The following is a 12,412-nucleotide window of genomic DNA, read 5'->3' on the forward strand; positions in this document are numbered from 1 at the left end:
AATGCCTCCTTATAAATTTCAAAATAAAATAAGAGCCTTATTAGGCTCTAGGATGTGTTTTTTCATAAATGTCTCTCAGCTTAGAATTCGACATTTCAAGATATATCTGCGTAGTGGCAACATCTGAATGCCCCAGCATCTCTTGAACTGACTTTAAATCGGCACCATTTTGAACCAAATGAAAAGCAAAAGAATGACGCAAAGTATGAGGCGTAATAGATTTGTGAATGCCCGCTTCTTCTGAGTGGCGTTTAATCACTTTCCAAAATCCTTGTCTGGTCAACTTCTTTCCATAATAGTTAACAAAAAGTGCTTCTTCATCTCCTGAAACCATGTGTGTTCTACCATCTTTAAGATAGATATCGATTGCTCTTGAAGCCATTGAACCTAGAGGAATTACTCTAGTTTTATTGCTTCCTTTACACTTGACATAACCCATGGTCGTGTTAACATCTGACAAAGTCAAAGATATTAACTCAGAAACGCGAATTCCAGTGGCATAGAGTAGCTCAATCATGGCTTTATCCCTTTTGCCTATAGATGTTCTAATATCGGGACGCGCTAACAATCTTTCAACCTCAGGTAGAGTCAACACCTGCGGCATCTTACGATCCAGTTTAGGTGCTTCCAATTCCAATGAAGGATTGCTCTCAATGAATCCACGATGATGTAAAAACGAATAAAAAGTTCTCAGTGATGCAACAAATCGAGAAATTGTCGCATTAGCTTTTCCAGATTTTTTTAGATAGATCACATAAGTCATTAAATCCACTTGTGATACTGTTAAAAAACTCGAAGTCACATTATACTCTTCTAGATAACGTCCAAAAAACTTTAGATCCCTTTTATAAGACAGTAAAGTGTTCTCAGATAGTTTTTTGTGTTCACTTAAATATCTTTCATATTCGTTTATGTAACTTTTCATATCATCCATATATATACCCCTATTTTAACTTATACCCATGAAATTTAAATACATTTGCCTATCTTTTGTATAATACTTACAACTTCGATGCTTTTACTAACTTTTTTTGAGCATACATTTCTTCATCAGATTCATGTACAAAGCTCAACAAACTAGTGTGTTTCGACGGGTCAAATTGTGTTATACCAACGCTCGCACTAATCTTAAACATAAAATCGCCTTTTGCATTTACGCGTAAAAACTCATCTGTAATTCTTCTCCAAACTCTTTGCGCTTGTTGCTTGTTACATCTCGTGAAAATAACTAAAAACTCATCGCCTCCTAATCGTGCTACGACATCAAACTCTCGAAGTGTAGATTGAATAACTTCAGAAATTACTCTGATCAATCGATCGCCTTCTTTATGCCCCCATTTATCATTAACAACTTTTAAATCATTGACGTCAATATATGCAATTGTTAAGTCATAATTAAAATGTGTTGCTCTGGACATTTCAGACTTAAGATGTGTAAGTCCAGCTTCACGACTTAACGCACCAGTCATGACATCTGTTTCAGCTTTAAATTTATAATTTTCTAAATTTTTATCCACCATGAAAATTCGATTAACGAGTACAATCAACACTAAAACCATGCTTGTAACAAAAAGATATGTCAAGAAAAAATAACTCGTATAAGCTTTAGTCGTAGGTGAATTTATGACGCCTTCAAAAGTAAATTTTGCCATATTCTCAAATGTAATTCTCTGATACAAAATGACAAACGAAAACAGCGCAACATTACTCAGTAACATCATCAAGTCAATCTTAATATTGCTAGCTGAATATTTTCGAAGCAATTTAACGATTAACTTATAATACTGAAGTAGTAACACAACTATTAAACCAAAAATCAAATTGGCACTTAAGTTAGCGGATGCAAATAGAATTCGATAATCGACAATTTTCCCTGTAATTAATAATGTAATATTTGAAGAAATCATCGCTGAAATAACAGTAATCAAATACATAAACATCACAGACATAGATGCCACAAAGGAAGAAACACTATAAAGCCATCTCATTAACACAATTAGTCCAAAGTACATCAACAAAACTACTTTTATGTGTGTTAAATCTGCAAAGGTCATTATCGAAGCCAAATAAAGCACCGTAATCCCGTGCTTAACATTTGTTTCTTTTTTTAGTTTTGGGACTAGCCTACTAAGTAGATAAAACATGAGTAAGCTAGTAATTACACTGTAGATAAACCTGATAAATAAATCCATTTTAATGCCTCAAAATGTATTTTTTTTCTCCTGCAATACGAATCATTTCTTTTGCATGTTGGGTCGTTGAAGCTGTCACAGAAGCACCACCAACAAGTCTTCCTATTTCATCTTCTATTTCTTTATCATTAATTTTCTTAAGTTCAGTTTCAGTTGAAATACCATCAGAGCTTTTCTCAATTAAGAAATGATGATCGGCGTAAACTGCAATTTGTGGTAAATGAGTAATACATAATATTTGACAATTTTCTGCAAGTTTCGATAGCTTTTCACCTACAATATTTGCTGTTATACCGCTAATTCCAGCATCAACTTCATCAAACACAAGTGTAGGCACTTCATCAAGTTTACCTAAAACAATCTTAATACCTAACATAATTCTGGATAACTCCCCTCCAGATACCACTTTTTTTAACGGTCTAAATGGTTGTCCAATATTGGTAGATATCACAAATTCAATTTCATCTATACCTGTGATATGTTGCGTTTTCGAAGATGTCAAATCCATTTTAAAAGTTGTTTCCTTCATGTTTAACTCTTTAAGTTCAGCTTCTAAAGCACTCTCAAATCGCAAAGCTGCTTTACGTCGCATATTAGATAGTTGTTCTGCAAATTCCTGGTACTTCTGTATAGCTTTTTCAAGAACGAGTTTTTTGGCTTCAAGTAACTCACCAATTGCTTCAAACTCTTCTCGCTCAGCCATAAGTGACGCTAATTTATTGATTATATCACTTATTTGCATTCCATATTTGGACTTAAGTGTATTTATGACGTCTAATCGCTTCTCAATAATTGAAAATTTCTCAGGATCAACGTCTAATTTTTCTGAAAAATGATCAATATCTTTTGCTAAATCTTCCATTATAAAAAAAAGCTCATTGATTCGGTTCGAGATATCTTTTATACTTGTGTCGTAAGTTTCGATTTTTCTAAACTGTCCATTAAGTTGTCCAAGTGTGCCAATTGCACCCTCACCATATTCGCCAGATATCCAATTCGATGCCATTGAGACAGTATCTTTAATCTGACCCAAATGTGTCAAATATTCAAACTCTTTCTCAAGTTCGAGATCTTCATCGTCTTTTAACTTTGCGTCTTCAATCTCAGTTATTTGGTAATTTATGAAATCAAGACTCTTGATGCGATCATGGCTTTTCTTCTCAAGTTGATCTAGTTCATTCTTAAGTATTCGCATTTTTTCGTATTCTGCTGCAACTAAATCACGTAAAGCAACTTGTTCATCGCCTCCAAAAGCATCTAGAAGATTCAATTGGTGGTCATTTTCAAGCAAAGACTGATGTTCGTTTTGTCCATGTATATTGATTAATTCATTTGTAATTCGTTTAAGTTGGTTTAAAGTTACGATTTGACCGTTGATTCTAGAAATACTTTTACCTTTTGATTGAATTTCTCTTGATACAATCAAGATTTCTTCATCTGTTGGTATATCTTGTTCTTTAAGTAGTTTATTTGTATTTTCTTTCACTTGAAACGTCGCTTGGATCGATGCTTTTTCTGCACCTAAACGAATACTATCCTTGTTCGCTTGTCCACCCATCACCATGCCTATTGCACCAAGGACCATAGATTTTCCAGCGCCAGTTTCACCAGTAAGTATATTTAATCCCTCATCAAATCTAAGCTTTACATCACGAATCAATATAAAATCTTTTATACTTAATTCAAATATCATGAGACCCCCGAATCAAATGTTCTATCAACTAGACAAGCAATTCTTTAAACTGTCTAAGTAAATCTTGAACCATCTCTGGCTCTTTGACTACAAGAAAAATAGTATCATCACCTGCAATACTACCTACAATTTGTTTTAAATTGAGGGCATCTATTGAAACAGCAGCAGCACTAGCAGAACCTACTAATGTTTTAATCACAATAAGATTGCCAGCAAAATCTATCGAAGTTACAGAATTTCTAAAGATTTTCAAAAAGCGTTCATTCACCACGCCTTCCTTTTCTCTTATGGATGCATATTTATACTTTCCCTCTTTTGTTAATACTTTAATGAGTCTCATCTCTTTGATGTCACGAGACACAGTTGCTTGAGTCACTTGAAATCCAGAATTTCTTAATTCCAAAGCGAGTTCATCTTGTGTTTCAATGTCTCTGCTTTCAATGATTTCAAAAATTTTTGAATGCCTAGAATATTTCATAATCATTCCCCCAATAGAAGTATTATATAACATTATTAAAATTGTGTAAAATAATTACTGTTAACTACCAGATGAAAATACTTATTAATCCAAATCCTAAAATATAGTAAAGTGGATGTTTTTGTGTCTTTTGTATAATAAAATATGCAGATGCAAGCATAATTAACGCTTTGAGGTCAAGATAAGACCAGATTTCTCCAAAGTCTTTTGGTACTTCTTTAAAAAGTGATACAATTGCAACCTGAACGATAGAAGTAGCTATCAAACCAATAACAGTTGCTTTAAGTCCCGCAAACGCTGCAGTCACAACAGGATGTTTCCTGTATTTCGCCAATAATTTCGAAAGCGCTATTGCTAAAATAAGTCCTGGTAAAATGAGCACCAACGACGCTAAAATTGCGCCTATAACGCTTTGTTCTGTGAATCCAATAAAAGTTGCCATGTTAATAGCAATTGGTCCTGGTGTAGATTGTGAAATCGCAATTAAATTTGCAAATTGAGAATCGGTTAACCAAAGATTATCAATAGCGATATCACGAAGTAGCGGAATCATAGCCAAACCACCACCATAAGTAAATGTACCAATTTTGATAAATTCAAACAGAAGTTTTATCATTCACTCACCCGCTCTCTATAAATTGCGACACCAGCAAAACCACCTGCAACAATTACTAAGATCGGGTTTATTATACTAAAAAGTACAAGTATAAATGCAACAGAAGCAATAACAAATGTTTTTCGGTCAAATACAGCAACTTTGAAAAGTCTGGAAAATGAGTCAAATAACAGTGCTAAAACAACAACACGTATACCTTTAAAAGCGTTTTGAACGATTTCTAGATGTTCAATTCGAGTAAAGATCATCGCTATAAATAAAATGATAATTATCGAGGGGGTAATGACACCCAGTACACTTACCACTGCACCCTTTACTTTTCCTAGCCTATATCCGATAAGTGCAGCTGCGTTAGAAGCGATAACACCAGGTAAAGTTTGTGATAATGTATAACTTTCAACAACTTCATCCATTGTTAAAAGTTCTAGTCCCTTTACAAGTTCTTGCTCAATAATCGGAAGCATTGCATAGCCACCACCAATTGTTAATAGCCCAACTTTGAAAAAAGCTATATACAGTTTGAGGAGCTTTTTAAAAACTTTCATTACAAACTCCTTACTCTTATTCAGCGATCAATGACTTGTGTGCCATATCTACAATCGCATTAATGTCTATTGCGGCATTTATAGATTCAGCCTCTTTACCTACAGATGCATGTGCGAGGAATTCTATATTTCCTTTTGGACCTTTTATTGGTGAAAAAGTTAAAAAAGATATCACTAGACCTAATTCACCCGCAAGAGCAATTACATTTGTTAATACTTGTTTATGAACTTTTGCTTCTCGTATGACGCCACTCTTCTTAACTTGTTCACGTCCCGCTTCAAATTGAGGTTTAATTAAAAATACCATTGAACCGTTTTCTTTTAGCAAAGATTTTGCCACGGGTAATACCAGTTTAAGAGAAATAAAAGATACATCAATACTAAGAAAATCTACTCTTTCTCCTATTTGTTCATCTGTCACATACCGAATGTTTGTCCGTTCCATGTTGGTTACTCGTGGATCATTTCGAAGTTTCCAGTCGAGTTGACCATAGCCCACATCAACTGAAAACACATGAGAAGCACCATTTTGGAGCATACAATCTGTGAAACCGCCCGTTGATGCCCCTATGTCCATACATCTTTTACCAGCAAGATCTATCCCTAGTTCTTGTATGGCTTTTTCTAGTTTTAAACCACCCCTACTCACATATGGAATCGGATTCCCTTTAACAATTATCTCAGATTCTATGTCGACTTTTGTACCCGGTTTATCAACTCTTTCAGTTCCTATAAACACTAGACCCGCCATTATCGTCTTTTGAGCACGTTCTCTTGACTCAGACAGGCCTTTTTCAACCAGTAGGACATCAATCCTCTCTTTAGCCATTTTCAACCTCCCGAATGAATTTTTCTACACCTTTAACATCCAGACCGATTGAAGCTAAAAGTTCATCCATATCACCTTGCTCAACAAATTCATCGTCAATCCCAAGATGATAAATTGATTTATCTATATGATTCTTTCTGAGCACACGAGCAACACATTCTCCCATTCCACCTGAAATCATATGGTCTTCTAGTGTAATGATTTGATCATATTGCTTTATAATCTCAAGTAGTTCTTTCTTATCAATTGGTTTAATTTTTCTAAGATTAACAACCCCTATAGGATGGTCAAATTGTTTTGAGACTTCAATGGCTGTTTTAACCATTTTTCCTGTAGCAATAATAACTGTTTTTTCTCCACTTACCAAATGTTCTGGTGCAAGAGATTCAGGTAATCTAGTTGGAATTTCATATGCTCCACCTCTTGGATACCTAATGGCAATTGGACCTTCAGAATAATTTGCAGCGTATTTCAACATGAAGTTTAGTTCTATTGAGTCCTTTGGTGATAAGATCATCATGTTTGGTAAATGCGATAAATAAGAAATATCAAATACACCGTGATGTGTTTCACCATCATTTCCTACTAAGCCAGCGCGATCAATACAAAGCACAACTGGTGCTTTCTGAATACAAATATCATGAACAACTTGATCATACGCTCTTTGTAAAAACGTAGAGTATAATGCAACAAAAGGTTTAAGACCTTGCAATGCAATCCCTGCCGCCATAGTGACAGCATGTTGCTCTGCTATCGCTACATCAAACGTTCTATCTGGGTAAAGCGTCGCAAATTCCGAGAGCCCAGTGCCATCAATCATAGCAGCACTAATCGCTACAACCCTTGAGTCTTTACTTGCAATCTCGATTAAAGTATCACCAAACACTTTTGAGAAATCAAGTTTTCCCGAGGCACCTAAAGAAGTAAATGGATCAAATTTACCCACACCATGGTACTTATTGGGTGCATCTTCTGCAAACTTATATCCCTTCCCTTTTTGAGTGATCACATGTAGTAATACTGGTCCATCAACTTGTTTCATCATCTCCATATGTTTCGTTAAACTTTTAAGGTCATGACCATTAATTGGGCCTATATATGTCAACCCAATTTCTTCAAAGAATACGCCTCCATCTACAACAAAATATTTAAAACTGTCCTTGAGCTTACTAATTAAGCTTACTATTGGCTCACCAAGAGAGGGTAATCTCATTAATCTAGATTTAGTTGTTCCTTTGAGTTTCGTATAGTTTTCACTTGTTCTAAGTCCATTAAGTGCTATTGACATCCCACCAACATTTTGAGAAATCGACATTTCGTTGTCATTGAGTATTATTTTCACATTGTGTTTGCTATGTCCTAAAAAGTTGATTGCTTCAAAAGCCATCCCTCCGGTTAAAGCACCATCACCGATGATGCTTATAATATCGTGCTTTTCTCCTTTTAGATCACGTGCAATTGCCATACCTACAGCACCAGATATTGACGTGCTACTATGCCCCGTATCAAAATGATCATGTTCTGATTCATGCCTTTTTGGAAAACCGCTTAACCCTTTGTATTGTCTCAAAGTTTCAAATGAGGTCATACGGCCTGTTAATAATTTATGAACATAGGCTTGGTGTCCAACATCCCAAATAAATTTATCTTGCGGGCTATTAAATACGGTATGAAGTGCAATTGTAAGTTCTACAACACCTAGGTTCGATGCTAAATGCCCACCTGTTTTCGATACGGATTGAACTAAAAAGTTTCTAATTTCATAGGCAAGGACTGTAAGCTCTTCAGAACTCAGTTTTTTGATATCTTGAGGTCCTGTAATTTCACTTAAATATTTGAACATCGTATTTCCTTTCCACATAGCATTAGCCTACACGATTATGTTTGCAATGATGATCCCGAGGATAGCACCAACCACAACTTCTGTAGGTTTATGTCCTATGAGTTCCTTAAGCTTTTCTTCTTCGAAATGCTTGTTTTTATACAAATCAAGTATAATGCTATTGAGTAATTGTGCCTGCTTACCTACAGAACGTCTTACACCAGAAGCATCATACATAACAATAAATGCCATAATAAGAGATAGCGCATAGATAGAAGATGACCATCCTTCTACGATCCCAATTGCAGTAGAAGCAGATACAATTGTTGCGGTATGAGCACTAGGCATACCACCTGAACCGTGCATCCTCTCCAACTTTAATTCTTTATCTACAAGATAAGTCAATATCACTTTAAATACTTGAGCGGTTGTCCACGCAACAGCAGCTGCTAAAAATATTCTATTATTGGTAAATTCATTGAAAAAATCGCCCATAACCCCTCCACATTAGAATTCTCTTGTCGCCAAAAAAGTCACTAGAGACTTCAAAAAGGTCTTATCGATTTCTAGTAGTTCTATATCAGCGAGTAATTTTGCTTGCAAACTCGCTATGATTTTCTTGGTTTCATTTAATCCTAGTAAACTAGGATAAGTACATTTATTATTTTTGGCATCTATTTGCGTGCGTTTGCCTATCTTTTTCTCATCACCAACGACATCAAGTACGTCATCTACGAGCTGAAACAACATACCGATATCTTTGCCAATGGTTCTTAATTTAGTAATTTCATCTTCAGAAGCATTACCTAGATAAGCTCCAGCTATAATTGAAGCCGTTAGTAACTTTCCCGTTTTATTTTGATTAATAAAGTCTAACTGAACGCGATCGGCTTCGGTTTCATGATACTTTATATCAGCTACTTGCCCTAATATCATACCACTTGGTCCAGAAGCTTTCAATATTTCACGCATTGCTTTAAGATTTCTCAGCTCAACATGATGCTTTATAACTGCATTTAACATCACTTCTGCTGATAAATTTAATAAACTATCCCCTGCTAGTATCGCAATATCTTCTCCAAATACCACATGGTTAGTAGGTTTTCCCCTTCTTAAATCGTCATCATCCATACTAGGAAGGTCATCATGTATCAATGAATATGTGTGTATCATCTCAATCGCTATAGCAAATTCAACAGCAAGGTTGAGATCAGCACCATAACTCTTTGCAATTTCCAATAAAAGGAGTGGTCTAATTCTTTTTCCACCTGCACAGAGGCTATAATTCATACTTTCCTTTATCAAATCTAAAGCTTTTTTTGAGACCAAATCAGAAGTGCTTGAATCCACAAATAATTCAACTTTACTTTGAAGTGCAGCGTCTATCTTATCGATAAAGCTCAAAATTTCTTCATCAATTTGCATTTTCTGCCTCCTCATTGGTTAAAATAGTCTGTATTTTAGCTTCTGTGCTCTCAAGGATAGTGTTACACTCTCTATATAGTTTAATACCTTCTTCAAATACTTTCAGTAGTTCCTCCAGTGGCGCTTCACCACGTTCAAGTATTGTTGAAAGTTCTGATAATCTTTCTAGTTTTTTTTCATAAGTCGATTTGCTAGCCATTATGCGCTCCTCCTACGAATTTAAGTCCTATGATTGATGCTTTAATAATTTCTTGTTCTTTACTTCCACCGTTATGGCACCATCTATCATACGGATCTCAAGCAAATCTTTTTGCTTCACTTGAGTGATGGAACTTACTAATTTTCCTTCTTTTGTAACGACGCCATAACCTCTCCTCATAACTGCAAAGGGACTCATGGAATCGATCTTAGTTGCTAAAACATTGAGTTTTTCTTTTTCGCCCATTAAATGTGTCAAAATTTTCTGCTCAAATATTTTTTGCTGATGCTCTAACTTTTGCTGCTTTAGTTCAATCATTGTATTCGCTCGCTTCAACCACTGATGTGGCTCAAATCGATTAATTTTCGCTCTTTCAAGTTCCATTCTTCTACTTATAAATAAAGACATTTTTTGAATCGATTTGTTGAGTTCAAGCGCTAATTCTGTTTTAGACTTAATCGCGATTTCAGCAGCAGCTGATGGTGTAGCTGCACGTTTATCTGAAACAAAATCACTAATGGTAAAGTCAGTTTCGTGACCAACACCCGTGATAATAGGGATGCGAGATGTATAAATTGCTTCTGCAACGATCTCCTCGTTAAAAGACCATAGTTCTTCTATTGATCCACCACCACGTGCAAGGATAATCAAATCAACATCATCTCTCATATTAAAATAACGTATCCCCTGACAAATTTCAGATTTAGATTGCTCACCTTGAACCCTTATGGGATAGATTAACAATTCTGAGAAATTGGAACGCCTTTTTGCAACCGATAGTATATCTTGTATTGCAGCACCCGTTGGAGAAGTTAAAATACCGATTTTCCTAGGTAAAAATGGCAACAGCTTTTTATGTGCCGGATCAAAATAACCTTGCGCTTCAAGTTTTACTTTTAAAGCTTCATATCTAACATGTAAAGCGCCAAGACCAATATTTTCCATACCAACTGCATTGAGCTGATATCGCCCATCACGTTCATAAATGGTCACTTGACCTTTAGCATGTACACGATCACCGTTTTTAGGCGAAAAACCAATTTGATCAACATACTGTGAAAACATGACACAAGCAATTTTACTCGTGTCATCCTTTAATGTGAAATATGCATGTCCACTTGAATGTCTAATATAATTCGAAATTTCGCCTTCAATTATGACATGATTGATGATGGGATCTGTGCTTAGTAAGCGTTTGAGATATCTTGTGACTTCCGTGACCGAAAACGCCTTCATCTTCATCATACATTACGCTCCCCTATATATTGCAATCTTCCAAGCTCAGCAATACCAAGTGCATTATCACGCGCATACTCTGGCATTGCAAAATATACTTTTCTGTTCTTAAAGTTATTTTCAATAATAGCTCTTACGATGCTATTTGATGCTACACCACCTGAAAAAACAACTATTTCTTTATGATTAAGCGGCTCAATAAGTTGGCTCAAAAGCCAACCGATAGTATTAAATATATGTCTACAGCAATAAGATGCTGAATTTGTCTCGATAAGAGTTAGGTATTTATTTTCTAGCCCAGATATATTAAAATGCTCCGAGTCTTTTAGCTTTACTTTAAAAAAATCCTTATGGTTTTCACTTTGTGCCATAAGGTCCATTTCTTTTCCACAAGGAAAAGAAAATCCGAGTTTTACACCAATTCGGTCAATTAATTGTCCAAAATTTAAGTCAAGAGTCCCTCCAATACAATCTACGCTAAAACCGTCTTCTATTGCGCTGACGTATAATAACTCAGTAGTACCTCCTGAAATATGAAGTCCATAGAATTGTTTGGGAATCTTACTGATTTTCGCGCTGTATATTGCTGCCATCAAATGTCCTTCTTGATGAGAGTATCTATATAGAGGAACACCCAGTGCATTTGCCAAATTATTAGCAAATAACAGACCCGCTTGAAAAACAGGCATATATGATTGATCTTGTGGTCTGGGACGGCTGGATACAGCAATTGCCTTTATTTGACCTGGAGAAACATGTTTCACCAAGTCATCAAAAGTCTCTGCTAATTTGTGTACATGCTGAAAAAAGCCCTCAGATTGGCGCAGTCCGCGCTCTCCGGGCTTTACAGTCAGGTTTTGATTCTTTTCATAAGTAGGTGATCCACTCTCAATAGAAAGCGTCACCATAGATGTTGTGTAACAGCTTGTGTCTATACCGAGTATCATTAGCTTATTCCTTGTCTGCAAAATGGCTCAAAACACCGTTGATAAACTTGCCTGATTTATCATCTACATATTTTTTTGCTAAATTGACAGCTTCATTAATACTTACTTTCTGTGGAATTGATTGATCATAAAGCATCTCAGTAATGCCTAGTCTCAAGATTGCTAAATCGATTTTTGCTAATCGATCTAACTTCCATCCTTTTAGATGTTCAGTAATCTTATTCTCAATTTCTTCACGATGTTCGATCCATAAATTGAGAATGCTTCGAATATAGGCTTCGTCTAAAATTTCCTCATAATGCGAAAAAAGTTTATCCACACTATATTCTTTTTGGATTTCCATTTGATAAAGGAGCTCCATAGCCACTTCACGGCTTCTAATGCGGTTCATGCGCCCTCCTAACATGAAAATGACTAACTTTATCAAAGC

At 35.6% G+C, this 12,412-nt stretch carries 14 protein-coding genes; all 14 read right to left on the minus strand.

Translation table 11 applies throughout. From position 1 onward, the window contains the following. Nucleotides 1-40: 40 nt before the first annotated feature. The 14 genes from xerD to nusB all read right to left on the minus strand — a co-directional run bounded on the left by xerD (nucleotide 41) and on the right by nusB (nucleotide 12,373). The gene (xerD, locus tag QE109_RS02855; RefSeq protein WP_342637102.1) at nucleotides 41-934 is read right to left on the minus strand and encodes a site-specific tyrosine recombinase XerD; all 894 of its coding nucleotides are present in this window, start codon (nucleotides 932-934) and stop codon (nucleotides 41-43) included. A gap of 67 nt (nucleotides 935-1,001) precedes the next feature. Beyond that, entirely contained in the window at nucleotides 1,002-2,192 is a 1,191-nt protein-coding gene (locus tag QE109_RS02860; protein ID WP_281092866.1) for a GGDEF domain-containing protein, read from the minus strand. 1 nt (nucleotide 2,193) lies between these two features. Then, the gene (gene recN, locus QE109_RS02865) at nucleotides 2,194-3,885 is read right to left on the minus strand and encodes a DNA repair protein RecN (RefSeq protein WP_281092867.1); all 1,692 of its coding nucleotides are present in this window, start codon (nucleotides 3,883-3,885) and stop codon (nucleotides 2,194-2,196) included. A 28-nt stretch (nucleotides 3,886-3,913) separates the two neighbouring features. After that, nucleotides 3,914-4,363 carry an arginine repressor gene (locus QE109_RS02870; protein ID WP_281092868.1) on the minus strand — a complete coding sequence of 150 codons (450 nt, stop codon included), beginning with the start codon at nucleotides 4,361-4,363 and terminating at the stop codon, nucleotides 3,914-3,916. A gap of 64 nt (nucleotides 4,364-4,427) precedes the next feature. Beyond that, a complete protein-coding gene (locus QE109_RS02875; protein ID WP_281092869.1) occupies nucleotides 4,428-4,979 on the minus strand; it encodes a chromate transporter in 552 nt (183 codons plus the stop codon). Next, nucleotides 4,976-5,524, minus strand: a complete 549-nt coding sequence (locus QE109_RS02880) for a chromate transporter (protein ID WP_281092870.1) — start codon at nucleotides 5,522-5,524, stop codon at nucleotides 4,976-4,978. The genes QE109_RS02875 and QE109_RS02880 overlap by 4 nt, the downstream gene beginning before the upstream one ends. A 16-nt stretch (nucleotides 5,525-5,540) precedes the next feature. Next, the gene (locus QE109_RS02885) at nucleotides 5,541-6,353 is read right to left on the minus strand and encodes a TlyA family RNA methyltransferase (protein ID WP_281092871.1); all 813 of its coding nucleotides are present in this window, start codon (nucleotides 6,351-6,353) and stop codon (nucleotides 5,541-5,543) included. Then, nucleotides 6,346-8,196: a 1-deoxy-D-xylulose-5-phosphate synthase gene (dxs, locus tag QE109_RS02890; protein ID WP_425365106.1), complete on the minus strand. Its 1,851-nt coding sequence runs from the start codon at nucleotides 8,194-8,196 to the stop codon at nucleotides 6,346-6,348. Before dxs ends, QE109_RS02885 begins: the two co-directional genes overlap by 8 nt. Before the next feature lie 27 nt (nucleotides 8,197-8,223). Then, nucleotides 8,224-8,670: a divergent PAP2 family protein gene (locus QE109_RS02895; RefSeq protein ID WP_281092873.1), complete on the minus strand. Its 447-nt coding sequence runs from the start codon at nucleotides 8,668-8,670 to the stop codon at nucleotides 8,224-8,226. Nucleotides 8,671-8,682: 12 nt separating this feature from the next. Further along, nucleotides 8,683-9,600 (minus strand): polyprenyl synthetase family protein, encoded by a 918-nt coding sequence (locus tag QE109_RS02900; protein ID WP_281092874.1) that lies wholly within the window; start codon nucleotides 9,598-9,600, stop codon nucleotides 8,683-8,685. Then, nucleotides 9,590-9,799 (minus strand): exodeoxyribonuclease VII small subunit, encoded by a 210-nt coding sequence (gene xseB / locus QE109_RS02905; protein WP_281092875.1) that lies wholly within the window; start codon nucleotides 9,797-9,799, stop codon nucleotides 9,590-9,592. Before xseB ends, QE109_RS02900 begins: the two co-directional genes overlap by 11 nt. A gap of 27 nt (nucleotides 9,800-9,826) precedes the next feature. Further along, nucleotides 9,827-11,044, minus strand: a complete 1,218-nt coding sequence (xseA, locus tag QE109_RS02910; RefSeq protein WP_281092876.1) for an exodeoxyribonuclease VII large subunit — start codon at nucleotides 11,042-11,044, stop codon at nucleotides 9,827-9,829. Next, a complete protein-coding gene (locus QE109_RS02915; RefSeq protein ID WP_281092877.1) occupies nucleotides 11,041-11,982 on the minus strand; it encodes a tRNA (adenosine(37)-N6)-threonylcarbamoyltransferase complex transferase subunit TsaD in 942 nt (313 codons plus the stop codon). The genes xseA and QE109_RS02915 overlap by 4 nt, the downstream gene beginning before the upstream one ends. Nucleotides 11,983-11,986: 4 nt before the next feature. Then, nucleotides 11,987-12,373: a transcription antitermination factor NusB gene (gene nusB / locus QE109_RS02920; RefSeq protein WP_281092878.1), complete on the minus strand. Its 387-nt coding sequence runs from the start codon at nucleotides 12,371-12,373 to the stop codon at nucleotides 11,987-11,989. Between the last annotated feature and the right edge of the window lie 39 nt (nucleotides 12,374-12,412).

Source organism: Fusibacter bizertensis, assembly GCF_029914245.1.
Lineage (GTDB): Bacteria > Bacillota > Clostridia > Peptostreptococcales > Acidaminobacteraceae > Fusibacter_C > Fusibacter_C bizertensis.